21 protein-coding genes and 1 pseudogene are annotated in these 24,830 nt (G+C 70.4%); 11 read left to right on the top strand and 11 right to left on the bottom strand.

Features of this window, described 5'->3' with window-relative positions; genetic code table 11:
• Positions 1 to 17: 17 nt before the first annotated feature.
• The 7 genes from GWK25_RS01180 (at position 18) to GWK25_RS01150 (ending at position 10,838) form a co-directional block, all read left to right on the top strand.
• Positions 18 to 4,943: a DNA repair ATPase gene (locus GWK25_RS01180; RefSeq protein ID WP_215448005.1), complete on the top strand. Its 4,926-nt coding sequence runs from the start codon at positions 18 to 20 to the stop codon at positions 4,941 to 4,943.
• A gap of 196 nt (positions 4,944 to 5,139) precedes the next feature.
• Positions 5,140 to 5,331, top strand: coding sequence for a hypothetical protein (locus GWK25_RS01175; RefSeq protein ID WP_210524967.1), 192 nt, complete (start codon positions 5,140 to 5,142; stop codon positions 5,329 to 5,331).
• 52 nt (positions 5,332 to 5,383) lie between these two features.
• The gene (locus GWK25_RS01170) at positions 5,384 to 5,791 is read left to right on the top strand and encodes an STAS domain-containing protein (protein ID WP_308404149.1); all 408 of its coding nucleotides are present in this window, start codon (positions 5,384 to 5,386) and stop codon (positions 5,789 to 5,791) included.
• A 265-nt stretch (positions 5,792 to 6,056) separates the two neighbouring features.
• Positions 6,057 to 8,003, top strand: coding sequence for a TrkA family potassium uptake protein (locus GWK25_RS01165; protein ID WP_251828645.1), 1,947 nt, complete (start codon positions 6,057 to 6,059; stop codon positions 8,001 to 8,003).
• Between the two features lie 266 nt (positions 8,004 to 8,269).
• Positions 8,270 to 8,785 (top strand): hypothetical protein, encoded by a 516-nt coding sequence (locus GWK25_RS01160; protein ID WP_215447999.1) that lies wholly within the window; start codon positions 8,270 to 8,272, stop codon positions 8,783 to 8,785.
• A gap of 109 nt (positions 8,786 to 8,894) precedes the next feature.
• Positions 8,895 to 10,328 carry a flotillin family protein gene (locus tag GWK25_RS01155; RefSeq protein WP_215447996.1) on the top strand — a complete coding sequence of 478 codons (1,434 nt, stop codon included), beginning with the start codon at positions 8,895 to 8,897 and terminating at the stop codon, positions 10,326 to 10,328.
• A 156-nt stretch (positions 10,329 to 10,484) separates the two neighbouring features.
• Positions 10,485 to 10,838, top strand: coding sequence for a hypothetical protein (locus GWK25_RS01150; protein WP_215447993.1), 354 nt, complete (start codon positions 10,485 to 10,487; stop codon positions 10,836 to 10,838).
• Between the two features lie 69 nt (positions 10,839 to 10,907).
• Here the strand turns inward: GWK25_RS01150 and GWK25_RS01145 are convergent, their stop codons facing one another.
• The 4 genes from GWK25_RS01145 to GWK25_RS01130 all read right to left on the bottom strand — a co-directional run bounded on the left by GWK25_RS01145 (position 10,908) and on the right by GWK25_RS01130 (position 14,050).
• Positions 10,908 to 11,489: a DUF1513 domain-containing protein gene (locus GWK25_RS01145; RefSeq protein WP_215447990.1), complete on the bottom strand. Its 582-nt coding sequence runs from the start codon at positions 11,487 to 11,489 to the stop codon at positions 10,908 to 10,910.
• 234 nt (positions 11,490 to 11,723) lie between these two features.
• Positions 11,724 to 12,137, bottom strand: coding sequence for a GNAT family N-acetyltransferase (locus GWK25_RS01140; RefSeq protein WP_215447987.1), 414 nt, complete (start codon positions 12,135 to 12,137; stop codon positions 11,724 to 11,726).
• Between the two features lie 159 nt (positions 12,138 to 12,296).
• Entirely contained in the window at positions 12,297 to 13,538 is a 1,242-nt protein-coding gene (locus GWK25_RS01135) for a sodium:proton antiporter (RefSeq protein WP_215447984.1), read from the bottom strand.
• A gap of 173 nt (positions 13,539 to 13,711) precedes the next feature.
• The gene (locus tag GWK25_RS01130) at positions 13,712 to 14,050 is read right to left on the bottom strand and encodes an STAS domain-containing protein (protein WP_215447983.1); all 339 of its coding nucleotides are present in this window, start codon (positions 14,048 to 14,050) and stop codon (positions 13,712 to 13,714) included.
• A gap of 282 nt (positions 14,051 to 14,332) precedes the next feature.
• On the opposite strand from GWK25_RS01130, the gene GWK25_RS01125 reads away from it, so the two are divergent.
• Positions 14,333 to 15,415 carry a CdaR family transcriptional regulator gene (locus GWK25_RS01125; protein ID WP_215447981.1) on the top strand — a complete coding sequence of 361 codons (1,083 nt, stop codon included), beginning with the start codon at positions 14,333 to 14,335 and terminating at the stop codon, positions 15,413 to 15,415.
• Between the two features lie 226 nt (positions 15,416 to 15,641).
• On the top strand, positions 15,642 to 16,958 hold the full coding sequence (nhaA, locus tag GWK25_RS01120; protein WP_215447978.1) for a Na+/H+ antiporter NhaA: 1,317 nt from the start codon (positions 15,642 to 15,644) through the stop codon (positions 16,956 to 16,958).
• A gap of 14 nt (positions 16,959 to 16,972) precedes the next feature.
• Here the strand turns inward: nhaA and GWK25_RS01115 are convergent, their stop codons facing one another.
• From GWK25_RS01115 to GWK25_RS01095, 5 genes and pseudogenes are all read right to left on the bottom strand, one after another.
• Complete coding sequence (locus GWK25_RS01115; protein WP_251828644.1) at positions 16,973 to 17,719, bottom strand: alpha/beta fold hydrolase; 747 nt, start codon at positions 17,717 to 17,719, stop codon at positions 16,973 to 16,975.
• 286 nt (positions 17,720 to 18,005) lie between these two features.
• On the bottom strand, positions 18,006 to 18,533 hold the full coding sequence (locus GWK25_RS01110) for a hypothetical protein (RefSeq protein WP_308404148.1): 528 nt from the start codon (positions 18,531 to 18,533) through the stop codon (positions 18,006 to 18,008).
• Between the two features lie 261 nt (positions 18,534 to 18,794).
• Positions 18,795 to 20,048 (bottom strand): cation:proton antiporter, encoded by a 1,254-nt coding sequence (locus GWK25_RS01105; protein ID WP_215447969.1) that lies wholly within the window; start codon positions 20,046 to 20,048, stop codon positions 18,795 to 18,797.
• 6 nt (positions 20,049 to 20,054) lie between these two features.
• Entirely contained in the window at positions 20,055 to 20,540 is a 486-nt protein-coding gene (locus GWK25_RS01100) for a cation:proton antiporter regulatory subunit (protein ID WP_215447967.1), read from the bottom strand.
• Between the two features lie 337 nt (positions 20,541 to 20,877).
• A pseudogene (locus GWK25_RS01095) lies at positions 20,878 to 21,119 on the bottom strand (MerR family transcriptional regulator); the annotation flags it as partial.
• A gap of 1,084 nt (positions 21,120 to 22,203) precedes the next feature.
• Between GWK25_RS01095 and GWK25_RS01090 the strand changes: the two are divergent.
• A complete protein-coding gene (locus GWK25_RS01090) occupies positions 22,204 to 22,500 on the top strand; it encodes a hypothetical protein (protein WP_215447964.1) in 297 nt (98 codons plus the stop codon).
• Complete coding sequence (locus tag GWK25_RS01085; protein ID WP_215447961.1) at positions 22,497 to 22,706, top strand: hypothetical protein; 210 nt, start codon at positions 22,497 to 22,499, stop codon at positions 22,704 to 22,706. Before GWK25_RS01090 ends, GWK25_RS01085 begins: the two co-directional genes overlap by 4 nt.
• A 245-nt stretch (positions 22,707 to 22,951) precedes the next feature.
• Here the strand turns inward: GWK25_RS01085 and GWK25_RS01080 are convergent, their stop codons facing one another.
• A complete protein-coding gene (locus GWK25_RS01080; protein WP_215447959.1) occupies positions 22,952 to 24,061 on the bottom strand; it encodes an SPFH domain-containing protein in 1,110 nt (369 codons plus the stop codon).
• 29 nt (positions 24,062 to 24,090) lie between these two features.
• Positions 24,091 to 24,528, bottom strand: coding sequence for an NfeD family protein (locus GWK25_RS01075; protein WP_215447957.1), 438 nt, complete (start codon positions 24,526 to 24,528; stop codon positions 24,091 to 24,093).
• Between the last annotated feature and the right edge of the window lie 302 nt (positions 24,529 to 24,830).

The raw sequence follows: 24,830 nt of genomic DNA, 5'->3' as shown, positions 1-24,830 counted from the left end.
TTGTTGAGAGGGATCCCATGACCACCGGCCCGGACACCGGTACGCAGGACGCGCCGGCCACCGCGTTCGACGCGGGTACGTACGAGGTGCTGCGCGACCGGCTGGCCGCCCAGGCCGCCGAACTCGCCCGGCGCGCCGAGGCGCTCAACGTCCGCCGCACCGAGGAGTTCGGCTCCACCCGTCTGGAGCTGAGCAGCACCGAGCGGCTGCGCACCGAGCACAACTGCGTGCCCCGCGACATCGTCTCCGTCGGTGACGTAATGCTGTTCGGCCACAACGTCTTCCTCGGTCTGAAGCCGCAGACGACCGTCGGCGACGTCTTCGCCCTGTACGACAGGGACCTGAACCGGCTGACCGACGACGCCGTGCCCGGTCTGCTCGACGACCCTGCCTTCGTACGGGAGTTCGCGGCTCTCCACCGCTACTACCGTCAGGCGCACCTCCTCCAGCTCCGCCGCGTCGACGGCAAGGTGCTCGCCGTCTTCCAGACCGGTGAGAAGGCCGGCGACATCCGCGTCCTGCGCTGGGCAGTGACCGACGACGGCCGGGCGGCCTTCCTGGACGCACGCGGCGAACGCGACCACGTCTTCCCGCCCTCCCACGACTTCGCGTGGACGGAGACGACCCGCGAGGACCACGTCCTGGGCCGCCACCCGCACGTCTCCATCGAGGGCGAGGTCTTCGTCGAGACGGTCGGCGGGACGCTGACGGTCAAGGTCGAGGACGACACCGAGACGGGCGAGGGCATCTACGCCGAGCCGGTCGCCGAGCCTCTGCAGTCGCTCGCCGACGCCGACATCTCGTACGCCCGCGTGGGTGCCCTCATCCTGCTGGACGTCCTCCCTTACAAGGAGGACGTCCACCGCTACCTGGTCTTCAACACGCTCACCAGGACCGTCGTCCGCCTCGACGGCATCGGGCAGGCGTGCCGCCGTCTGCCCGAGGACCAGGGGATCGTCTTCCCCGGCGGGTACTGCCTGGCGACGGGGGCGTACAAGACGTTCGACGGCGTCGACACCGGCGGGCTGGAATTCGAGCGGGCGGTCCGCTCGCCCAACGGCGAGGACGTCCTCTTCGCGTTCCACGCGCGCGTGGAGGGCCGCAGCCTGCTGCTGCCGTACAACATGATCCGCAAGGAGGTCGCGACCCCGCTGTCCTGTCACGGCTGGGCCCTGTTCGACGACGGCACGCTCATGGTGCTGCGCGCGGACCCCGCGGGAGTCGACGCCGAGCCGCAACGCGTTCACCCGCTCCAGCTCTGGAACTCCCCGTACGTCTCCGACGACCACGCCGCCGCCCGGCCCGTCGGCACCGGCCCGCTGGCCCGCGTGGGCAACGCCGATCTCGTCCGCGGCATCTCCGACTGCCTGTCGATCGCGGGCGCCGTCGCCGAGACGACTCCGACCAGTGCGGTGTACGAGGCCCTGGCCGGAGCCTGCGTTCGTGCCGCCGACTCCTACCACTGGCTGCGCGAACCCGAACTCGGCGATCTGCACGAGCCGCTCACCCAGGTGCGGGCCACCGCCGAGCAGGTACTGGCCGAGTTCGAGACCGTCCAGGCACTCACGCGACAGGCAGCCGACGCGCTCGACGAGGCGGCGGCCCGCATCGCCACGGTGGTGCGCCGTCTGCGCGGCGAGGTCTCCCAGGGCGCCGCCGCCTGGGTGGCGGGCCTGACCGAACTCAGGCAGGCGCAAGGTCACCTGCTCACGCTCAAGGACATGCGGTACGCCGACGCCGTGCGCGTCGACGAACTCGCCGCTGCCGCTCAGGCCGACCTCGTCGCCTTCGGGCAGCGGGCCGTCGCCCACCTCGCCCGCGCGGACGCCTTCTCCGAGCACCTGACCGATATCGAGCGACTCGCCACCGACACGGTGGCGATCGCCACCGTTGCCGAGGCCGCACCCCTCGCCGCCCGTCTTGAGGACCTCACCGGCCAACTGCGCACGGTGACCGAGGTCGTCGCCGGGCTCGACATCGGCGACGCCACTGTCCGTACGTCCGTCCTGGAGCGGATCACCGAGGTGCTGGGCGGCGTCAACCGCGCCCGCGCCACCCTCGAGGGCCGCCGCCGTGAACTCCAGGAGCGCGAGGGGCGGGCCGAGTTCGCGGCCGAGTCCGCGTTGCTCGGCCAGGCCGTCAACGGCGCCTTCGCCGCCGCCGACAGCCCCGAGGCGTGCGACGAGCAGCTGGCCCGCCTGCTCGTGCAGGTGGAGAACCTGGAGTCCCGGTTCGCCGAGTTCGACGACTTCCTCGGCGAACTGGCGGACAGACGTGACGAGATCCACGAGACATTCTCCGCCCGCAAGCAGACCCTCGCCGACACCCGCGCCCGCCGCGCCGAACGCCTCACCGACTCGGCGAACCGCGTCCTGAAGACGATCACCCGCCGCGCCGCCACGCTCGCCGACGCGGACGCCGTCGCCACGTACTTCACCTCCGACCCCATGCCCGCCAAGGTCCGCCGTATCGCCGCCGAACTGCGCGACCTCCGCGACCAGGTCAGGGCGGAGGAGCTGGACGGCCGCCTGAAGTCCGCCCGCCAGGAGGCCCTGCGGGCCCTGCGCGACCGCACCGACCTCTACGCCGACGATGGCCGTACCCTTCGCCTGGGCACCCACCGCTTCGCCGTCAACACCCAACCCCTCGACCTCACCCTCGTCCCCCACGGCGAGGGCCTGGCCTTCGCGCTGACCGGCACCGACTACCGCTCCCCGGTCACGGACCCCGACTTCGCGGCCACCCGTCCGTTCTGGGACCGCCCTCTGCCCTCGGAGTCGCCCGAGGTCTACCGGGCCGAACACCTGGCCGCCCGCCTCCTCGACGAACACGGCCCGGCCGCTCTCACGGAGGCCGACGACCTGCCCGCACTGGTCCGGCAGACGGCGCAGACCGCCTACGACGAGGGCTACGAACGCGGTGTCCACGACCACGACGCGACCCTGATCCTCACCGCGCTCCTGCGCCTGCACGAAAGCGCCGGGCTACTTCGTCACGAGCCCGCCGCCCGCGCCGCCGCACACCTCTTCTGGGCGCACGACACGACGGCCGAGGAGCGCGACAGCTGGACCCGGCGCGCAGTGTCCCTGGCTCGCGCCCGGGACACGTTCGGTCTCGCGCCCGCCATCGACGATCTCGTGGCCGAACTCGCGCAGGTGATCGGCACGCAAGCGGCGGCCACCTACCTCTTCGAGGAGCTCACGACCGGCCCCGCCGGCTTCGTCATCAGCGCCGGCAGCCGCACCCTGCTCGACAAGTTCCGCCGCACGGTGGGCACATCGGCCTACGACGACGACCTCGCCGCCCTCGCCGATCCGGCCGCCCGCCGGCAACTCGTCGAGGCATGGCTGACGTCTTACACCACCGCCACCGGAACGGACACCACCCCCGGCGATCTGGCCGAGGCGGTGGCCGCAGAACTCTGCCCGGACCTGCCGCGCTACGAGTCCGACGCACCCCTGACCGAGACCGTCGAGGGCCTGCTCGGCACCCACCCGCGGATCACCGGACGCACGCTCACCCTCCAGGTCGACGAACTCCTGGCCCGCACCAAGGAGTTCCGCGCCCACGAAGTGCCCGCCCACCGCGCGTACCAGCACCTGCGCACGGCGCTGGTGGCCGCCGAGCGCACTCGCCTCCGCCTCGACGAGTACCGCCCGCGGATCATGTCCGCGTTCGTCCGCAACCGGCTCATCGACGAGGTCTACCTCCCGCTCATCGGCGACAGCCTCGCCAAGCAACTCGGCACCACCGGCGAGTCCAAGCGCACCGACACAGGCGGCCTGCTGCTGCTCATCTCCCCGCCCGGCTACGGCAAGACGACCCTCATGGAGTACGTCGCCGACCGGCTCGGGATGATCCTCGTCAAGGTCAACGGCCCCGCCCTCGGCCACGCGGTGACCTCACTCGACCCGGCCGAAGCCCCGAACGCCACCGCCCGCCGGGAAGTCGAGAAGATCAACTTCGCACTGGAGGCGGGCAACAACACCCTTCTGTACCTGGACGACATCCAGCACACCTCGCCCGAACTGCTGCAGAAGTTCATCCCGCTCTGCGACGCCACCCGCCGCATCGAGGGCGTGAGGGACGGCGAACCGCGCACCTACGACCTGCGCGGCAAGCGCTTCGCGGTTTGCATGGCAGGCAACCCCTACACCGAGTCCGGCAGCCGCTTCCGCATCCCCGACATGCTCACCAACCGCGCCGACGTCTGGAACCTCGGCGACGTCCTGACCGGCAAGGAGGACACCTTCGCACTCAGCTTCATCGAGAACGCCCTCACCGCCAACCCGGTCCTCGCCCCGCTCGCCGGACGCGACCGCGCCGACCTCGACCTGCTCGTCCGCCTAGCCCAGGGCGACGCGACGGCCCGGGCAGACCGGCTCACCCACACGTACGAGCACGTCGAACTGGAGCGCGTCCTGGCCGTCCTGCGCCACCTGCTCACGGCCCGCGCGACGGTCCTCGCGGTGAACGCCGCGTACATCGCCTCCGCCGCGCAGACCGACGCCACCCGCGTCGAGCCGCCCTTCCAGCTCCAGGGCTCCTACCGCAACATGAACAAGATCACCCAGCGCATCCAGCCCGTCATGAACGACACCGAGCTGGCGGCGCTGATCGACGACCACTACACCGCCGAGGCCCAGACCCTCACCACCGGCACCGAGGCCAACCTGCTCCGGCTCGCCGAGCTGCGCGGGACGCTCACGCCCGAACAATCCACCCGCTGGAGCGAGTTGAAGACCGCGTACGTCCGTGCGCAGGCGCTCGGTGGTCCCGAAGACGACCAGCTCACTCGCGCAGTCGCCGCCTTGGGTCTCCTCGCCGACCGGATCGCCGCCGTCGAGTTGGCGATCAGCCGAGCGGCCGACCCACGCCACCTCATCGCCAACCCCACTGCCCGCCACGCGGCCCGCCCGGCCCCGGGGCCGGAAAAGGAGTGAGGTCACGCGCACCGTCCGGTCGATCCGCGCCTGCCCGCGGGAGCGGTCACGTCGAGTTGCCACTGCTGTCGGCGTCGAAGCCGCCCCTCTCTCGTCTCCCTGGCCATCGTGCTTCTGTCGCCTGTGGCTACAATGCGCCACAGGTGAGCCGGGAAGCCTGGTCGGCATTGACTGCCCCCTTCCCTGGAGCCGCCACATGTCCAGACCTCTCACGGGATGCACCCTCGTAGGTGTGCTCACGGTCGTGGGCGCGTTGCTCACTCTCTGCGGTGCGGTGATGTGGGTGCTGCCCGGACCCGGACTCCCGGTGCTGCTGCTCGGCATCCTGTGCCTGGCGGCTGCTGGCATCGTGCTGCTGACCGGCCGGTGGAATCGAGGCGGTCCGTGACACATCCTGCGGTGATGACCGCGGGAGTCGCTGCTTCCCTCAGCCGCGAAGCATGGGCTCCCCTCATGATTCCTCCGTCTTCTCCCTACCAGGACGGCCTAGGAGAGCGCTTGTGACTGACCCTTCGGTCGAGATGACCACTTCGGGTCGCTGCCTGGTAGCGAGGGTCGGCGGCGACATGGACTATGGGACCGACTTGGTGTTCCGAGCACAGTTCAAAGAGCTGTTGGGGCGGGGCGATCGCTTCATCGTCCTGGACCTGTCCGACGTCTCGTTCTGCGACTCGGTCGGACTGAGCGTGCTGCTCGGAGCGTGGCGGCAGGCGGCGGCGAGCGGCGCCGTGCTGGTACTGGCGAGTGTCCCCGATCCCCTCCAGCGGGTCCTTCAGATGACGGGGGCTGATCAAGTCCTTCGGGTACATGACTCCGTCGTCGACGCGGAAGCCGGCTTCGGTGTCTGAGCGGCGGCGTCATCGCGGTCGGCCTTCCGGTAGGGGTTGCCGTGACCGGGGCTCAACGGCGGCCCGTGCCGATGCGCCGCAGGCGTCGGCGTGCGAAGCGGCGCAGCCGGCCGGGTCGAAACAACGGTTCGCCGCACCACCCGCTGCGCGGAGGCAGAGCCATCATGCGGATCTGCCGATCCACTCTCCGCCTCGCGGCCCCCACCTACGGCATCTGTTCCGTAGGCATGGAAGCAGCTGTCGAACTGCGGCAAAGTGATCTTCCATGTCGTCCCTCCCACACCAGCTGCCGCCACGCAGCGGGCACATGATCGTCTGTGGTGATGACGGGCTGGCCCACCGGCTGTCCGGCGAACTGCGCGACGTCTACCGCGAGCAGGTCACGCTCGTCGCTCCCACCCAGGGCGGTGTCGCGACGGGCACGTCACCCACCGGCCGGGACCGGGCGACGGCACTCTTCGGACGAGTGTCCTCGGTGATGACGAGGGCCGCGGGCACCGCACCGGATGCCACCGGCGACGGGCATGTGCTGGAGGCGTCGGAGCTCACCGACGAGGTGTTAGCCGCGGCCGGTGTGGCTCGGGCCACCGCGGTCGCTCTGGTGCATGAGGACGACGAGGTGAACATCCGCGCCGCGTTGATCGCCCGGCGCCTCAACCCGCAGGTGCGGCTGGTCATCCGGCTGTACAACCGCAAGCTCGGCCAGCAGTTGGAGGAGCTGCTGGACCAGGCCGCCGTACTCGCCTCACCGGGGCTGGACCCGGTGGCTCTGGACACCTCCACGACCGTCCTGTCCGACGCGGACACCGCCGCACCGGCACTGGCCGCTACGGCCGTCGCGGGCACCAGCAAGGTGGTACAGGCGGATGGACTGCTGCTGCGCGCGGTCGAACGCACTCCGTCGCGTCGGGGTGAGGCTTTCGACCCTGGCCTGTGCACGCTGGCACTGCTCTCGGCGACGGCCAACGATCCTGCGGGGGCCGAGGGTTCGGACCGCAGCGGGACGGAGGCGCCCCGACTCCTGCCCAGCGAGGAGGCGGTGACCGCAGCGACCGGACACGGCACGGTGGTACTGAAGGCCGTCTCGTACAGCGGGCCGCTCCTGCCCAGCGGGCGGCTGGCCAACCGGGGCCCGCTCGGACAGTTGTTCTCGCGTCGGCTGCGCTGGTCGTTGTCCGGCCTGCTCGCCTGCGTCTTCGGCCTCGCCGTCGCCTCCTGGCTGACCACCGACGACAGCCTGCTGCACGCCACGTACCTCACTCTGCTCGACCTGTTCGCTATCGACGACCCGGCGCTCGGCGAGCCGCTGAGCCGTCAGATCATGCAACTCCTCTCCGGGCTGGCCGGGTTGCTGCTGCTGCCGGTGATGACCGCGGCCGTGCTGGAGGGCCTGGGCACATTCCGCAGCGCCTCCGCCCTGCGCCGCCCACCGCGCGGCCTGTCCGGGCACGTCGTCCTCCTCGGCCTCGGCAAGATCGGAACCCGCGTACTCGCCCGGCTGAAGGAACTCGACATCCCCGTCGTCTGTGTGGAGTCGGACCCCGAGGCACGCGGCATCCCGCTGGCCCGCCGTCTGCGCATCCCCACCGTCATCGGGGACGTCACCGAGGAGGGCGTCCTGGAGTCCGCCAAGATCCACCGCGCGCACGCCCTGCTCGCCCTGACCAGTTCCGACACCACCAACCTCGAAGCCGCCCTGTACGCACGCTCCGTCAAGCCCGACCTGCGTGTCGCGCTGCGGCTGTACGACGACGACTTCGCCACCGCCGTCTACCGCACCCTGCGCGCCGCCCACCCGCAGGCCCTCACCCGCAGCCGCAGTGTCTCCAGCCTTGCGGCCCCCGCGTTCGCCGGCGCGATGATGGGCCGCCAGATCCTCGGCGCCATCCCCGTCGAACGCAAGGTCCTCCTCGTCGCAGCCCTCGTCGTCGCAGGCCACCCGCAACTGGAGGGCCGCACGGTCGCCGAAGCCTTCCGCCCCGGGGCCTGGCGCGTCCTGGCGCTGGACGCCGCCGCGCCAGCCGACCGGCGCCCCGACCTCGCCGCGGCACATCCGGCCGACGGCGACGACCGGCCCCCCGGGCTGCTCTGGGAACTGCACCCCGGATACGTCCTGCGGCCCGAGGACCGGGTCGTGCTGGCAACGACTCGACAGGGACTCGCCGAACTCCTCGGCCGCCAGCCCAGGCCGGCCGACCCCGCCAGGCCGTAGACCTGGCTCCGTGGCGCTTCCCGACCCGGTCGGTGCGGCTGCTCGACGGAACAGGGGCGGCTGTACGCGAGCAACTGGTCTGGACGCGGCTGCCCTTCGGGGGCTGCCGCCGACCGGGTCATCACCGCGCTCCGGCCAGGCTGCGGGGAGGACGACATCAAGAGAGCGTAAAGATTGCCGGAACCAGGCAGTGTTTTCGCCGGGGTCTCCATGTGAGTATTGCGGTCACCAGCGCGGTGACAGTGGGAGAGGGGCGGTGAACGCGGATGGCCTGGTTTCTGGGTCTCGGCATCGCAGGAGTCGTACTCCTCGCTCTGTCTCTCGTCTTCGACGGTGTTCTTGAGGGCTTCTTCGGCGGCGTCGACGCGCTCGACGGTCTTTTCGACGGCTGGCTGTCGCTTCCGGTCATCGCCGGGTTCGTGTCCATGCTCGGCTTCTCCGGCGCGATCGTCCTGGGCACCACCGGGCTCGGAGCGGTCGGCGCCACCGCGGTCGGCGTGCCCGCTGGAGCTGCCACGGGCTGGCTCGCCTACCGCCTCAGCCGGGCCCTGTTGAACAACCGGTCAAGCGCTGCCCCGCGCGGCGACGACCTGATCGGCACTGCGGGCTCCGTGGTGACGGCCATTCCGGACGGCGGCTACGGCGAGGTGCTGGTCCACCTGGCCGGGCAACCGGTCAAGCTCGCGGCGAAGAGCCCAGGCCCGGTGCCGCGAGGCGCCGAGATCTGGGTGGAGGAGGCACTGTCGCAGACAGCGGTCTCCGTACGCCCGGTCGAACGCTGACCCGCCACGCCGTTCTTCACATCGGGCGCCGTTGCACCGGCCCCGCCCTTTCATCCACTTGAACCGTATCGATCTGCCGTCCCCTGGGAGGGCTGAGGGGAAAGAGCTCATGAGTTCAGTCGTCATTGCCGTGACAGGAGTCGTCGTACTCCTTGTCCTGCTCGGCCTCGTCGTGGTCACCCGCTACAAGGTGGCGGGTCCGAGCGAGGCGTTCATCGTCACCGGCCGGCGCGGCAAGCAGGCCACCGACCCGGAGACCGGGCGGGTGTTCACCGACAACAGCGGGCAGAAGGTCGTGGTCGGCGGCGGGGTGTTCGTCGTGCCGTTCGTGCAGCAGAAGTTCACCCTGGACCTGTCCTCGCGCCACATCCCGATCGCGGTACGCGGCGCGGTCACGCTGCGAGGCGTCAAGGCGAACCTCGAAGGCGTCGCCATCGTCAAGGTCGGCGGTACCGAGGACTCCATCCGCGCCGCCGCCCAGCGGTTCCTGATGCAGCAGGACGGCATCGTCGGCTTCACCCAGGAAGTTCTCTCCGGCGCGCTGCGCGCCATAGTCGGCCGGATGTCCGTGGAGGACATCATCCGCGACCGCGCCGCGTTCGCCAGTCAGGTCGCCGAAGAGGCCGAGGCCAGCCTGTCCGGGCAGGGCCTGGTACTGGACGCCTTCCAGATCCAGGACATCACCACCGAGGGCTCCTATCTGGAGGACCTCGGCCGCCCGGAGGCAGCGCGCGCCAAGCAGGAGGCCGACATCGCCGAGGCCGTCGCCCGCCGCGCCGCCGAACAGGCCCGGCTGAAGGCCGAAGAGGAAATCGCCATCGCCCAGCGGACCTTCTACCTCAAGCAGGCCGAGATCAAGGCCGAGACCGACGAGGCCGCAGCCCGCGCCGCCGCAGCCGGACCGCTCGCCGAGGCAGCCCGGCAGCAGGAAGTGCTCAGCGAGCAGGAGAAGGTCGCCGAACGCCAGGCCGCGCTGACCGACCGGGAGCTGGACACCAAGGTCCGCAAGCCCGCCGACGCCGCCCGCTACCAGGCCGAGCAGGAGGCCGAGGCCCGCCGTATCGCGCTGGTCAAGGAGGCCGAGGCAACCGCCGAGCGGGCCAGGCTGACCGGTGAGGGTGAGAAGGCGCAGCGCGCCGCGCTCGCCGACGCCGTCCGCCTCGAGGGTGAGGCGGAGGCCGCCGCCATCGGCGCCAAGGGTGCCGCCGAGGCCGACGCCATGCAGAAGAAGGCCGACGCCTTCGCCCAGTACGGCGACGCCGCCGTCCTGCAGATGCTGGTGGAGGTGCTGCCGCAGGTCGTCGCCAAGGCGTCCGAACCGCTCAGCGCGATCGACAAGATGACCGTCATCTCCACCGACGGCGCCAGTCAGCTCTCGCGCACGGTCGCCGACAACGTCGCCCAGGGCCTCGAACTGCTCGGTTCCACCACCGGAGTCGACCTCGCCGAGCTGCTGAAGGGCATCACCGGCCGGGTCGGCGGCGCGCACCCCGCGACGACAGCACCCGCCGAGGCCAACGGGAAGGTCGAGATCACCGGCTGACACCGAAACCGACACCGGCCAGAGGAACGAGCCCGGGTGGTCCTGAAACCGCCCGGGCTCGTACACGAAGGCACTTTCGCTGTCTGGCATCGGAGCAGGGTGTGTGCGCTGGTCTTTCCGCCGCTGGGGCGGCTTTCCGCAAGGAGGTACGAGGGGGTGTTTCTGTGGCTCTGGCTGGTCGGCTGGTCGGCCTTCGCGCTGCCCGTGGCCATTGCCTCGCTGCGGGGCTGGGCGCCGAAACGAATCCGCAGCCGTACGACCCCATGGGCCATCCGCGTCCGGGGCGTCGCCCTGCTGGTGATCTGGCTCGGCGGGCTGACCGGCCCGCTCCTGCGGTGGAGCGACCTGGACACCGAGGACGCCAGTTTCTTCGCCACCGTGCTGCAGGGTGGGCTGTTGGTGTTCGCGGGAGGGCTCGTGGCCGGATCGCAGCTGGGCGAGTGGTTCTACCGGCGGGCAGTGCGAGCACAGACTGTCGATCAGGCACAGGGCATCAGCGGTCGGCTGTGATGACCCTGGCCAGCCGGACGGGGGGCGGACTTCGTCGCCCCGCTGGGTCTCGCTGATCAACTGGTCGGGTCAGCCGGCCTTTCTCCCCCACCGCGTGTCGATCCGCTCCCACTCCACCGCCCACTGCTCCAGACGCCGCTGGCTCAGGCACGTGCGTGTGACGGAGACAGCGGTCAGGGTGATGCCGCCCGCACCTGCCGCGACCAGCAATCCTGCGGCAGCCGCATGGGATCGTGCCCGCTCGTCGGTCAGAGGTTCGGCAGTGAGGTGACCGTCCTTGTCAGTCCATATCGTGACCCGGTTGCCGGCGGGGCTCGTGGCCGACACCCGGGCCTCGCCGGTGCGTGTCGAACCGTCGGGCGCGGTCCAGCGGACCGTCGCCCACACCCGGGGATCGCCCGCTGCCCTGGCGGGCACCTTGCCTTTGGCGTCCTCGACGAGTACGGCCGACACCTCGCGGCGCTCCGCCCGCTGCCGGTCCGCGGACCGCTCGACCGCGTCTGCCGCCGCCAGCCCCGCGAACAAGCCGCCCACCAGGGCCAGCACCCATCCGGCGAGGATGACCCAGGCTTCGATGACATCGCTGCGCCGCCGCAGCGGGTTACGCCGCCACCGCCACCACCGCACCCTGGCACACCGCACCGTCGCCATCGGCCGACACCCCTTCGTGAGCACCGGCAACTTGCTTCCAGCCTGCTGGGGAGAGAAGGGCCCACTGCCCGGTCCAGCTCCCCATCTTTCATGGTGCACGCACATCTATAGCGGTCGCACTGCCAGGTTCCGGCAGCGTTCGCTACGGTCTGCCTGCAGGTTGCTGTCAGGAATCCGCCGACATCCCGGCCGCGAAAGGTGATGACGGGCCCCCGGCCGTGCTGAGCCCCGCCTTCAGTAGGCGTGCAACAGACGACGCCAAGTACGCCGGAACCATCCCATGAGATGCGGACATAACGGGCCACCGTGGGACAGGCTCAGTGTGGTCTCCCGTGTCATCGCCGCGAAGAAGGCCCGCCCCGGGCGGCTCTGCAGGGTGGTGTTCCACCGGTAGCCGCGACGGTGGGCGAACAGGGAACACACCAGTCCTCGCCCCAGCCCCTGGCGCTGCCACGTATCGCAGACCCAGAGGTCCAGGATGCGCCCCGTACGGCACGCTCGGCAGGCACGGAAACGAAGCCGGCCGATGACACGGCCGCACGGACCGCGCAGGATGAACTCGGCCGTACCACCCGGAGCAGCGGCGGAGACGTAGGTCAGTCGTACCGGCTGACCGTCAGGGGCGTCGACGTTCCAGAACCCGGTCATCGAGAGTGGACCTCCTGCTGTCTCCGCGGGGTGAGCAGGTCTGGTCAGGCTCCGGCGTCATACTCCCGACGCCTCAGTGCCAGGTCTCCCGGTTCCTTCGCCGGTCCGCGCCATAACACGCGGTACGGCGTTCCCACGAGCGGCCGGCACAGCCGCGCTTCACGCGCGCGCATCCGCGGTGGTCTCCTTGGACTGCGTGTCGGCGTCCCTGCGTCCGGCCGGGATTCCGGCGAGGTCGTCAACGTGGAAGAGGCGGGCGATCGGCACGTCGGTGGAGCTGTGCGCGACGATCGAGAAGGCGATGCATACGGCGATGAGGGTGAACGCCTCCTCGCCCTGCGGGATACCGGCCTGCAGGACGAGCAGCCCGTACACCACCGAGGCAAAGCCCTTCGGCCCGAACCAGGCCGCGACCAGCTTCTCCTGGCGGGTGAACCGCGTGCCGAGCAAGGAGAGCAGCAAGGAGGCCGGGCGTATCAGCACGATGGCGAGGACCACGGCGACGTACCCGCCGAAGGACAGGTCACCGAAGAGCGACGGCGTCAGCAGTGCGCCGAACACCAGCAGGGCCGCGAACTTGGCCAGCTCCGCGAGGGCCTCCCCGAGCGGCTCGAACGCCTCCTTCGCCTCCAGTGACCGGGCGGTGAGCACGGCACCCGCGGCGAACGCGGCGAGGTAGGGGTTGGCGTGCGTGAGGTGGCAGAGCGCGTACAGGATCACGCCGATCGCCAGTGGGAGCAGTGGCTGCAGCTTCGGCTCGGCGCCCAGCAGCCGGAAGCGTACGAGCTCGATCACCACGAACGGTAGGACGACACCGAAGACCAGTCCCAGGACGAGTTCCAGCGCGATCGTCCCCAAGGATGCTTCAGCCTGCCCGGAGGTCGGCCCGGCCGCGGCGATCAGGATGAGCACGACGGGCAGGGCGAGACCGTCGTTGATGCCGCTCTCGACGTTCAGCAACTGCCGCAGCTTGGAGGGGACTTCCTTGCGGCCGACGATCGCGGAGGCGAACACCGGGTCGGTGGGCGCCAGCACGGCACCGACGAGGAAGGAGGTTGTCCAGTCCAGTCCCACCAGGTAGTGCGTGATCAGCGCCATGCCGACGAACGCCAGGGGCATGCCGAGGCCGAGAGCGCGGGCCGGGTTGCGCCAGTTCTCGCGCAGCTTGGGGAAGGAGACGTGCATGCCGTCGGTGAACAGCACCGCGAACAGCGCCAGATCGGCCGTCACGGACACGATCTCGCTGTCCGGAGTGATGTGGATCCAGCCCAGGAAACCGTCGCTGACTAGCGCGCCGCCGACCAGGAAGAGAAGCGAGGTCGACAGCACGGTCCGGGCCGCGAGACCTGACAGCAGCACCGCGATGAGCAGCGCCACCCCGAAGACCACGACGAGCAGCATGACCACGACCCCCGATCGGCGAAGAGAGTTCTCCCACAACCGCCGACCAGACTTCCCGGCACACCGCGGGGAACCCTACACGCTCTTTACGCCGTGCTGACAGGCTCTTTCCGTGCACTGACGGCCGTCCGACATTGCCGCGATCCGGCATGGTGCGCTGCACGGGACGCGCTTCAGTGGCTTCCCGTGTCCCAGTGCGTCAGAACGTAGGTCAGGCCGATCTGCCGCATGACCGCCCGCGCCTGGTCGCTCGGATGCGTGATGATCAGCCGGGTGCCGCGTGCCCGCGCGGCTCGGACGGCGGTGAAGAACGCCGCGCAGCCGACCGGGCTGAGGTACCGCAACTCCGTGAGGTCCACCTCCAGGACATCCGGTCCTGTTTCGATGACCCGCAGGAGGCGCCGGCCCGTCCGCGCAGCACTGCGAGCGTCGAGGTCGCCGCGCAGCCGGACAACCTCACGGCCCGATGGTGGGAACGGACCGGGGCGGCGGCGGTGGCGGAAGAGGGGCATCAGAGCCTCCGGGCAGGCGGACGTGTCCGCCGACCAGGCTTCCCGGCACACCTAGGAGCAGCGTACGGGTGATAACCGGCGCCCGCCCGTTACGTTGCCTCCATGCGCTGACCAGAGCGCGCCCGTACCCCTCCGCGCGGCAGTGACGCCTTGCCCGTAGTCGGCATGTCCTCGCCTCTGAAAAGTGCCGGAGACAGGCAATGGCATGACTCGTACCGGGTCAAGTTCGCGACCATGCGCTAGAAAGACGTCAACAACGCATCAAACGTCGAGGGGACCCACATGGCGGGGCGGGACGTGTCCGAGGACTACGAGGAGTACCTGGAGGGGTACGCCCGCATCCTCGCGGACGCCTCGGCGACCGGTCGCCGACTGACCCGGGACGAACTCGGCTCCCGTCGTGGGCTGGGCGAGCAGGCCGCGGAGGCCGGTCTAGGACTGCGCGCCCTGGTCGGCGCCCACATGGCAGCCACCCGGGCGCACTGGCCGACCGGGGACAGTGTTTCCGTGGACGACACGCTGGGCGCCGCCGCGCAGGCCGTCGACGCGTTCGCCGAAGGCTACGAGAGGGCGCAGCGGCTCGCCGTACGCCAGGAAGAAGCCGCTCGCCGCGAGTTCATCGACGACCTGCTGTACGGCCGCAGCGACCTGGGCCGGCTGGCGCAGCGCGCCGAACGCTACGGGCTGCGGCTGTCGTACGAGCACGCGGTCGCCGTGGCACGCGGCACGGTCGCGTACGAAGAGGGAGACACCGTGCTCCGGGAGGTGGAGCACGCGCTGATCGGCCGGTTCGGCGACCGCAGCATCCTGCTCACCACCAAGGACGGCCGACTGGTGTGCATCGCCCCGGGCGACCAGAGCGAGGTGCTCGCCCACTTCGCCAAGCAGGCGTTCGCCGCCACCGGCGGCGGCCAGGTGGGAATCGGCCGCCCGCAGCCCGGCGCGGCCGGCGTCGTCCAGTCCTACGAGGAGGCTCTCAACGCCCTTGACCTGGGTGAGCGCCTCGAACTCGACGAACCCGTGCTGCACGCCGCCGACCTCCTTGTCTACCCTGTCCTCACCCGCGACCGGCAGGCCATGGCCGACCTGGTCGAAAGCGCCCTCGGCCCGCTGCGCGGAGCCCGGGGCGGCCCTCAGCCGCTCCTCGACACCCTCACCGCCTATTTCGACTCCGGCTGTGTGTCGGCGGAGGCGGCGCGGCGGCTGTCACTGAGTGTGCGCGCCTTCACCTACCGCCTGGAACGCATCCACAAGCTCACCGGTGCCGACCCGTCCGAACCGGTGCACCGCTACACGCTCCAGACCGCCGTGATCGGCGCCCGCTTGTTGGACTGGCCGTCGAAGCCGTCGCAGGTTCGCAAATAGGCCCCGGCTCTGCTCGCCGCACGGTGTAGGGCAGCGGTCTCCGCCCGCTGGCCGTGACGACCATCACAGGAGGTCGCAGTAGGCCGCGGCGCCCAGGGCGCATACACGTGGCGGCCCCGGATAGTGTGTAAAGAACGCGTCAATCGACGCGCGGTGTGCCGGGAAGTCTGGTCGGCGTCGAAGGGGCACGTGTGCCCGATATCCGATGCTGTGGAGGTTCTCCCGGATGCGTGACGGCCAGCGTGAGCGTTCTGTCTTCCTCGGCCTGCTGCCCTGGCCGGAGCAGGTGCGGGTGGCCCGCGCCCTGCGCACGGAGACGGTCGGCGGGCTGGTGCTGCTGGCGGCGGCCGTGGTGGCGCTGGTCTGGGCGAACACCCCGTGGAGCGGCGCGTACGAGCACGTACGCGACTTCCATTTCGGGATACCCGCGCTCGGCCTGGATCTGTCCGTCGGGCACTGGACCGCGGACGGGCTGCTGACCATCTTCTTCCTGGTCGCCGGAATCGAGCTGAAACGCGAACTGGTCGTCGGCGAGCTGCGCACCCCCGCCACGGCGGCCCTGCCCGTGGTCGCCGCCCTGTGCGGCATGGCGGTCCCAGCCGCCGTCTACCTGGCCACCGTCGGACTCGGCGGGGGCAGCGCACAGGGGTGGGCGGTGCCCATGGCCACCGACATCGCCTTCGCGCTCGCCGTCCTCGCGGTCCTCTCCACCCATCTCCCCTCCGCCTTGCGGGCCTTCCTGCTGACCCTGGCGGTGGTCGACGATCTCGGCGCGATCCTGGTGATCGCCGTCTTCTTCACCAGCGACCTGAACCCCGCTGCCCTCGCCGGCGCCGCGGCCGGACTGGTCGTGTTCTACCTGCTGCAGCGGTTCCGGGTGCGCGGCTGGTGGTGGTACGTACCGCTGGGAGTGGTGATCTGGGCGCTGATGTACAACGGCGGCGTGCACGCCACGGTCGCCGGTGTGGCGATGGGCCTGATCCTGCGGACCGTCCGCGACGACGACGAGGACGCCTCCCCGGGGGAGCGGACCGAGCATCTGCTGCGGCCGGTGTCGGCCGGTGTGGCGGTACCGCTGTTCGCGCTGTTCGCCGCCGGGGTGAGCGTGTCGGTCGGAGTCCTCGGAGAGGTGTTCACGCGCCCGGAGCCCCTGGGAGTGGTGCTGGGTCTGGTCGTGGGCAAGACGGTGGGGATCTTCGCGGGCACCTATCTGGCGGCCCGCTTCACCCGGGCCCGCCTCAACCCGGACCTGGCGTGGGCGGACGTGTTCGCTCTGGCGGTCCTGGCCGGGATCGGCTTCACCGTCGCCCTGCTGATCGGTGAACTCGCCTTCACCGACCCGGTCGACGTCGAGCACATCAAGGCCGCCGTCCTGCTCGGCTCACTGCTCGCCGCAGCCGTCGCGGCACTGCTGATCAAACGCCGCAACGGAATCTACCGCCGCCTGTGGGAGGCCGAAACCCTGGACGAAGACGCGGACGGCATCCCCGACATCTACCAGCGCACCGCCTCCGGCCACGACGGTGTCGAGGGCACGAGCTGAAACGGTGGTGCCTGCTACTCGATGTCCCGGGGTGTCGTGCCCAGGGCTTGGGCCACCAGCGTGATGATCTCGTCAGGCGACTCGTCCAGCAACAGGTGCCCCGAGCGCTCAAGGACGTGCAGTCTGGCGCCCAGGTGCCGCTGCGCGGCCGGTGCCACGCGCTGCGGCGGCAGGAAGATGTCATGACGGCCGGTGGCCACTACGCACGGCACCGACCGGCGCTCTGCCAGCAGCCGTGGTGGGAGCGGGGCAGGGGCGAGACTGCTGTGGCAGCAGCGGGCGACCACGGTCATCCACTCCGCGAGTTCGTCCGGCACCCGTCCGCCGGGTGCCACCATCGAGCGCAGCACCCGGGCCGCGCGCAGCGCTGTCGGCCGAGCCAGCCACGGTACGGTGGCCGCCACGATGGACGGCGGGACCAGCAGCCGCACCAGTCCGGCACTGGACAGCAGCACCCGCCCGGTGATGCGGGGGGAGTCGGAGGCGAGCACGATGGCGCCGCCCAGCGAGTGCCCGACGACGACGGCCGGTCCCGGCACCACTTGTTCCAGCGCCTCGGTGAGCCACCGCCCGTACCAGGCGGACCGGCCTCGCCGCGGACGCACATCAGCGCTCAGACCCGGCTGCCCGGGCACGTCCAGCACCACGGTGGTCCAACATGCCGCCAGCGCCTCGGAGATGTGCCGGTAGACGGCGCCGTTGGTGTTCGTGCCGGGCACCAGCACCACGGTCGGCGCGGCGGGCGCAGGCGCAGGGCCCATGGTAATGACGCTGGTGACCCCGGCGGTCGTGGGGATCTCATGGCGCTGGTGCGGCACACCCCACTCACCGAGCCGTCCGAGACACCAATCCCGCACCCGGTGCCGACTGCTGGCGTTGCGATAGATGGAGGGCACGTCGGCAGGGTAGCCCCGCTGAGGGATACGGGGTCGGGGTGGGCACCAGGTTCCACGCGCCGACACCGCTGCGGGCCGGCGCCGCTTCGAGTGATCACGAGTGAGTCGTCGCAAGGGCTATAACGGGCTGATCAGTCGTTGCATGGAAGGCTTACTGCCCGCCGAGTCGGAGTACAGCAGCCACATACAGGCTCCCGGACACCGTCACAAACAGAAGGGAGAGAACCGTATGGACGACGAGCCCTCGCCTTGGGGCAAGACCCAGATGTGCCTGTGCCGCACGACTCACCCGGGGCTTGAAGGCGCCTCGCACGTCTTTCGCGTCCGCCTTCTCGATCGCGCGGCGCAGCTTCCTGCGGCTTCTTTCTGTCGTGATACCCAGGCGCACGCCGTGGGCGTCACGCACCAGCACGGTCCGGTACGCGCTGCCATAGGAGAAGGTCGTCAGTAGCCGGACTGTGGTGATCCGGTTGAGGTCGACGGACCGTTCGCCGGTCAGGGTGTGCGCAGTCAGGTGCGACGATGAGTGCCGGAACGGGACCCGCTCCTCGCACAGTGAAGGTAGGACGAGGAAGCCGGCGATCGCGGACAGCAGGCCGAGCACGATCGGTGTGCCTTCGGGGGCTACCCCCATCCTGGCCAGCCCGTAGCCGCCGAGAGGAAGCAGGAGGACCGTCACCGCCAGGCACGACCCCACGCGTGCACGCGTCACTGAGCGTGTTGCGGTTGCTTCCACTGGCGCCCCCGTTTCTGTCGGCAGACATCAGCATGCATGCGCGATGGCCCCCTGCGCATTGCGGTCGCGGCACTCTTCTCATGGGCCGGATAGCGGGCCGGTTCGCGCATGTTGAAGCCCGGCGCCGGGTCCGGGACTTGGTGCGGGGCCGGGGCCGGACCTGCCAATCAGGCTTGGCTGCTGTGAGCCGTTCCGCGCGATCAGTTATGCGCGGCCGACAGCGTCCTGATCGCTGATGGTCTCGTATGTGTCCGCCGGCGGCGGTGTGGTGCCGTTGGGCTTCGGGGCGGGTTGTGGGCGGCCTTGCCTGAGCAGGCGTGTGGCCAGGGGCTCGGTGTAGCGGGCGGTGAGGGGCCCGAGGAGGACGAGGAGCAGGACGTAGGCGGTGGCCAGCGGGCCGAGGGAGGGTTCGACGCCGGCTGCGACGGCGAGTCCGGCGATCACGATGGAGAACTCGCCGCGCGCGACGAGGGCGCCGCCGGCTCGCCAGCGGCCCTTGGTGGCGATGCCAGCCCTCTTGGCGGCCCAGTAACCGGTGGCGATCTTCGTGCAGGCGGTGACGGCGGCCAGGGCGAGTGCGGGCAGGAGGACGGGCGGGATACTGGCGGGGTCGGTGTTCAGGCCGAAGAAGACGAAGAACACGGCGGCGAACAGGTCCCGCAGCGGGGCAAGAAGGCTGTGCGCGCCGTCGGCGACCTCGCCGGACAGGGCGATGCCGACAAGGAAGGCACCCACGGCGGCTGAGACATGCAGCTGCTGGGCGAGCCCGGCGATCAGCAAGGTCAGGCCCAGGACCACGAGGAGGAGCTTCTCGGGGTCGTCGCTGGAGACGAAGCGGGAGATGTGGCGGCCGTAGCGGACCGCGAGGACCAGGACGAGCGCGGCTGCGCCGAGGGCGATGGCGAGGGTCACGCTGCCTGACGCCAGGCCGGTCCCGGCCAGCAGGGCCGTGAGGATCGGCAGGTAGACCGCCATGGAGAGGTCTTCGAGGACGAGGATGCTCAGGACGGTCGGGGTTTCGCGATTGCCCAGTCGGCCCAGGTCCCCGAGGACCTTGGCGATGACACCGGAGGAAGAGACCCAGGTGACGCCGGCCAGGACGACGGCGGCGACCGGGCCCCAGCCCAGCAACAGCGCGAGTGCCGCGCCGGGCAGGGCATTGAGGAGGGCGTCGACCAGACCGGCGGGGTAGTGGGTCTTGAGATTGGTGACCAGATCGCTGGCGGTGTACTCCAGGCCCAGCATAAGCAGCAGGAGGATGACACCGATCTCGGCACCGATGGCCACGAACTCCTCGCTGGAACCCAGCGGCAGCAGACCACCGTTGCCGAAGGCGAGTCCGGCCAGCAGGTACAGCGGAATCGGGGAGAACCGGAAGCGCCCGGCGAACCGGCCGAGCAGCCCGAGAACCAGGATGATGCAGCCGAACTCGATCAGGAAGACAGCGGAGGAGTGCATGAAGGGTTACTCCCGCCCGAGAACCGCGGCGGCGGTCTCCACGCCTTCGCGGGTACCGATGACGATGAGGGTGTCACCGCCGGCGAGCCGGAAGTCGGGGGTCGGGGAGGGAATGGCCTCAGCCCGGCGCAGCACGGCCACGATCGAGGCGCCGGTCTCCGTGCGCATCCGGGTCTCGCCCAGCAGGCGCCCGTTCCAGCGCGATGCGGCGGTCAGTTCGATGCGCTCGGCCACGAGCCCCAGGCCGGTGGTGGACAGCAGGTTCGGGTTGTGGTGGGCGGGCATCAACGCGTCGATGAGGGTGGCCGCCTCCTCGGCGGTCAGCCGTACGGACAGGGCGCACGCGTCGGGGTCGTCCTCCCGGTACGCGCTGATCGTGCGCGGCCCATCCCGGTGGGCGACCACGGAGAGACGGCGGTGCTCCCGTGTTGTCAGGTCGTAGCGGACACCGATTCCCGGCAACGGTGTGCTGCTCAGGCGTGGCGCGCCCATGGCTGTCCCCCTCCTCTGTCTGCGTGAGCGTTGGTTGCTGTGGCTCGCGTGCGGGGGCCGCCCTGACGAGCGCCCAGATCAGATCCGGATTGTGAGGCTCATCCTATGATCCGGAGGTGGACGGCGCCCCGGAGCGGCTGGAGCTGCTGAGCCATCAGCGATGGCCGCAGCGGACCTGGCTTTTTTGCCGTTCCGTGTGTTCTCACGTTCAGCGAGACCGCGCGCTGAACGTGGCGGGATCCGGTGGCGGCCCGGCTGCCCGGTCCTCAGCCACGGTCTGGGCACCGCGGCTGACGAGTGGCGGGGTGACAGCCGAGCCCTGCTCGATTCCGATCGGCTATGGGGTCCGGACCGGCGCGGCGGTCCGGACCGGGAGGCGCTGGCGCAGTGTGGCCGCGAGCTCCTCTGTCCGGGCCAGCTGGGAGCGCAGATCGGCCATGCGCTGCTGCGCGGCCTCTTCGAAGCCCCGCAGCCGGTCCAGGAGTTCTTCGCGCTCTTTGGGCGGCAGTTCCTTGCCGGAGTCGAGGCGGTCGGTGGCCTCCAGCGGGCACGCATCTCGTCGAGGGTGAATCCGAGGGGGCCATTGACGCACTCGTCGGCACAGCCGCTCCTTGGCCTGCTTCGGCCGGAGTCGGCCGTATCGACCCAGCTGGAGCGCGGCCGGGGGTCGGCAAGCGAGCATCAGACGCGTACCGGGCCGACCGCTGTGCAGTCCGCTGCCGCGCCGCCGACACGCAACCGGTGTACGTCTCGCCCCGTGGAGGAGGGAGTCATGGCCGCAGAAGCGTCCTGGGCGGGAGGGAGTCGCTGCGGGTAGCGGCTCTTGCCGTGAACGCCACTGCGTCGGCGGGCTGTCGCGCATGATCACCAGGCGGACCAGGCCGGGAGTGAGCGTGTATGCGGGGCCATGGCCCACACCGTTCCTTGCAGGGCTGTTTGGGAGCGCCGACGGCAGATAGAGTGCAAAGAACACGTCAAGGGACGTGGGGTGTGCCGGGAAGTCTGGTCGGCGTGAAGGGGCCTTGTGCCCGTCGCCATTGCCCGGAGGTGTGCCGTCATGGCCACAGGCCCACGATTCCGCTCATCGTTCACCGGACTGTTCCCTCTTGCGGCATGGCAGGCCGTCGCTCACGCTCCGCAGGCAGAAGCGGCCGACGGCCCGATGGGTGCCGTGATGACGGACCGACCTGACGGGACGTCCGGTTGATGGCCACAGACGCCTCGCTACTGGCCCCCGCAATCATCATCGCCGCCTTGATGGTCAGAACGGCACTCGGTGCGCTCCGGCAGCAAGGAACCGCCCGTGAGCAGTGGGCGTTTGCCACCGACCGTCGTGCTATAGCCGCCGGAGCGGCGACAGCAGGGGCGACCATTCTGCTGGGCTGGCACCAGGCAGGCCCCACAGCTGTGGCCTGGGCCCTGCTCATCGGTGCACTCACCGCCCACCTCGTCCACCGGGACGAGGACCGACCGTGATCGGTCGTCATCAGGCACATCCGGATCGACCTGGCGGCCACGCGCTCCGTCGGCCTACGCCTGTCGGGCCCAATCCGCCCGTGCCCGACGCTCCCCAGCCGGACGCAGCCGACCGCCGACACCGTCGCGGCGGAAGTCGCCCCGTGCCTCCGTCGGCCCGCCGCTCACCACAGGAGTCCTCGCACGCATGATCTGGCACTGGATCGGCCTCGTCTTCTTCTCCCTCACCCTGCTCCCGGCCGGACTGGCCCTGGTCAGCGGCCGGATACCGCGCCGACTGAGGCACCGGTTCGCGCCCCTGCGCCCCCGCGGCCTGGCCCTGCTCGCTCTCTACGCCGTCGCGCCCCTCAACACGGTGCCGCGCCTGGCCGAGGCGCCGCCCGTGATCACTCTGGTGGCTACGGCCACCGCGGCCATTGTTGCCGCAGTGGGCTGCACGTACGCAGCCCTTGCGCCACGCAGAGTCGGGAAGGCCGCCTCGTGACCAGTCGACGGCGCGTATGGCGCTTCGCGGTTTCCGTCACCGTCTGGTGGGCGCTGATCGCTCTCGTCCTCTGGCTCGTGGGCAAGGCGCTCGACCAGCCCGCCACGCTCGCCCAGTGCATCGCCTCGGCCGCGTTCCTCGCCGCGATCGGGGAAACCGGCGACTGGCTGCGGCGACGCCGAAGGGCCGACCGGCAAACCAGCTGAGGGGGGCCGACCGGCTCAGCAAGCGGCGCCAGCCGGCAGCGGCACGACACCAACCGCCCGGCAGCCGGGTGCCGGACACGTGCAGGTGCCCTGCATCCCTACCTCCGATAGAGCGTCAGCGGCCGCAGGCCGCCTCCTCAAGGTCTGACCGCTCACGGGCCCGACGTTGCGGACGCGAGGCGAAACCGACCCGCGCGACTGCCCGGAGGCGGGCCTCGGGGTGAAGGTGCTCGCAGAAAGTGGGCTCAGTCGTCGGAGGTCCGCGCCCGGCGCGGCAGCTGGGCCGACTTCGCGGCCTCGGCCTCCGCCTTGGCGTCGCTCACCGCCGCGGCGGCCTGCTTCCCGGCCTCGTCCGCGGCGGCGGCCGCGTCGAGGGACGGCGTCGAGCCACGTTCCAGCTGCGGGATCCCGGCCTCGTCCGAGGTGCCGTCACCGTCGGCGGTGGCCGCTTCCGCGGGTTGCCCAGGCGTGGGAGGGCCTGCCGTCGTGTCGTCGCCGAAGGCTCGGGTGACGGTCCGAACCGCCTCGGTCAGCTCCCCCGGGATCACCCAGAACGTGTTGTTGTCGTTGCTCGCCAGGTGCGGGAGCGTCTCCAGGTACTTGTAGGCCAGGACCTTGGGGTCGGCGTTGTTGCGGTGGACGGCCTGGAAGACCAGCTCCACCGCCTTGGCCTCACCGTCCGCCCGAAGGATCATGGCCTGTTGCGCACCCTGGGCCTCCAGGATGTCCTTCTGCTTCGTGCCTTCCGCGGTGAGGATCTTGGCCTGCCGCTCCCCTTCGGCGTGCAGGATGGCCGCGCGCTTGTCCCGCTCGGCCCGCATCTGCTTCTCCATCGCCTCCTTGATGGTGTGCGGCGGATCGATGGCCTTGATCTCGACGCGGTTGACCCGGATGCCCCACTTGCCGGTGGCGTCGTCGAGGACGGCGCGGAGCCGGGAGTTGATCTCCTCGCGCGAGGTGAGCGTCTCTTCCAGGTCCATGCTGCCGATGACGTTGCGCAGCGTGGTCACGGTGAGCTGGTCGATCGCCTGGAGGTAGTCCGCGACCTCGTAGGCCGCCGCCCGCGGATCGGTGATCTGGTAGTAGAGCACCGTGTCGATGTTCACCACGAGGTTGTCCTCGGTGATCACCGGCCTGGGATCGGACGAATAGACCTGCTCGCGCACGTCGAGCTTCGTGTTGATGCGGTCCGCCACCGGCACGACCAGGTTCAGGCCGGGCTGCAGCGTCCGGCGGTACCGGCCGAACCGCTCGATGTTGTAGCGACGCGCCTGCGGGACGATCCGCACCGTGGAAGCCACGAGGAAGACGACGACGAGGGCCGCCACGAGGAGGGGGATGACGACGGGATCCACAGTGCCTCCGTTGCTGTTGGTTCAGCCGTTCACGGAAGGAGTTCGCGGGGGTAGACGATGGCCGTGGCGCCTTCGATCTCCATGACGTCCACCCACGCGCCCACCGGGATCACCAGGCTCTCGTCGAAGGCGCGGGCCGACCATTCCTCACCAGAGAGCTTGATCAGGCCACGGGTCGCGGTGACCTCCTGCAAGACCTCGGCCCGCTTGCCGATCAGGGCATCACTGCCGTCTCGCGTGAGGGGCTGCTGTTCCAGCTGCCGCAGCGCGACGGGCCGGACGATGACGACACCCGCTGCCGCCGCCAGTCCGAAGGCCACGAGCTGGCCGAGAACGCCGATACCCACACCAGCGACCACGGCGGCGACCAAGGCGGCGCCCGCCAGCAACCCGAAGACCAGGGGCAGGGTGAAGAACTCCGCGGCACCCAGCGCCGCGGCAGCGAGCAGCCAGAGGAACCACGGCATCGCATCGCCCTCCTTCGGGGCCCTTCTTTACCAAGTTACCTTCCGGAACGCCGGGCGGAACAGACGTGGGAGCCCTCGCTCCTGATCGCTCAGAGTCCTTGCGAGCGTCGGACGGCCAGGCCCCCGCGACTGCTCAACCTGCAATCCACATGTGATACACATCACGTCACCCTCATGCAATTTTTGCCCAGCGCAATGATTCATCCGTGGCCGGCGTCCGTACCTCCTGGCGACCGAATCCGCTCCCCGGCGGATGCCCGCGCTCGCGCCCCGACCCGGGCCAGAGCCCGCACGCCAGGAGG

Origin of the sequence: Streptomyces sp. ATCC 21386 (assembly GCF_018728545.1) — a bacterium.
Classification (GTDB): domain Bacteria; phylum Actinomycetota; class Actinomycetes; order Streptomycetales; family Streptomycetaceae; genus Streptomyces.
This window is presented reverse-complemented; position numbering and strand designations above follow the sequence as displayed.

Excerpts from the sequence above, each read along its gene's own strand:
- GWK25_RS01135 (WP_215447984.1), bottom strand. The coding sequence starts at position 13,538 with ATGCTGCTCGTCGTGGTCTTCGGGGTGGCGCTGCTCATCGCGGTGCTG.
- GWK25_RS01160 (WP_215447999.1), top strand. The coding sequence starts at position 8,270 with ATGGCCTGGTTTCTGGGTCTCGGCATCGCAGGAGTCGTACTCCTCGCT.
- GWK25_RS01130 (WP_215447983.1), bottom strand. The coding sequence starts at position 14,050 with ATGCCCCTCTTCCGCCACCGCCGCCGCCCCGGTCCGTTCCCACCATCG.
- GWK25_RS01145 (WP_215447990.1), bottom strand. The coding sequence starts at position 11,489 with ATGGCGACGGTGCGGTGTGCCAGGGTGCGGTGGTGGCGGTGGCGGCGT.
- GWK25_RS01180 (WP_215448005.1), top strand. The coding sequence starts at position 18 with ATGACCACCGGCCCGGACACCGGTACGCAGGACGCGCCGGCCACCGCG.
- GWK25_RS01075 (WP_215447957.1), bottom strand. The coding sequence starts at position 24,528 with ATGCCGTGGTTCCTCTGGCTGCTCGCTGCCGCGGCGCTGGGTGCCGCG.
- nhaA (WP_215447978.1), top strand. The coding sequence starts at position 15,642 with ATGCGTGACGGCCAGCGTGAGCGTTCTGTCTTCCTCGGCCTGCTGCCC.
- GWK25_RS01105 (WP_215447969.1), bottom strand. The coding sequence starts at position 20,048 with ATGCACTCCTCCGCTGTCTTCCTGATCGAGTTCGGCTGCATCATCCTG.
- GWK25_RS01155 (WP_215447996.1), top strand. The coding sequence starts at position 8,895 with ATGAGTTCAGTCGTCATTGCCGTGACAGGAGTCGTCGTACTCCTTGTC.
- GWK25_RS01165 (WP_251828645.1), top strand. The coding sequence starts at position 6,057 with ATGTCGTCCCTCCCACACCAGCTGCCGCCACGCAGCGGGCACATGATC.
- GWK25_RS01170 (WP_308404149.1), top strand. The coding sequence starts at position 5,384 with ATGGGCTCCCCTCATGATTCCTCCGTCTTCTCCCTACCAGGACGGCCT.
- GWK25_RS01090 (WP_215447964.1), top strand. The coding sequence starts at position 22,204 with ATGATCTGGCACTGGATCGGCCTCGTCTTCTTCTCCCTCACCCTGCTC.
- GWK25_RS01100 (WP_215447967.1), bottom strand. The coding sequence starts at position 20,540 with ATGGGCGCGCCACGCCTGAGCAGCACACCGTTGCCGGGAATCGGTGTC.
- GWK25_RS01140 (WP_215447987.1), bottom strand. The coding sequence starts at position 12,137 with ATGACCGGGTTCTGGAACGTCGACGCCCCTGACGGTCAGCCGGTACGA.
- GWK25_RS01115 (WP_251828644.1), bottom strand. The coding sequence starts at position 17,719 with ATGGGCCCTGCGCCTGCGCCCGCCGCGCCGACCGTGGTGCTGGTGCCC.
- GWK25_RS01125 (WP_215447981.1), top strand. The coding sequence starts at position 14,333 with ATGGCGGGGCGGGACGTGTCCGAGGACTACGAGGAGTACCTGGAGGGG.
- GWK25_RS01175 (WP_210524967.1), top strand. The coding sequence starts at position 5,140 with ATGTCCAGACCTCTCACGGGATGCACCCTCGTAGGTGTGCTCACGGTC.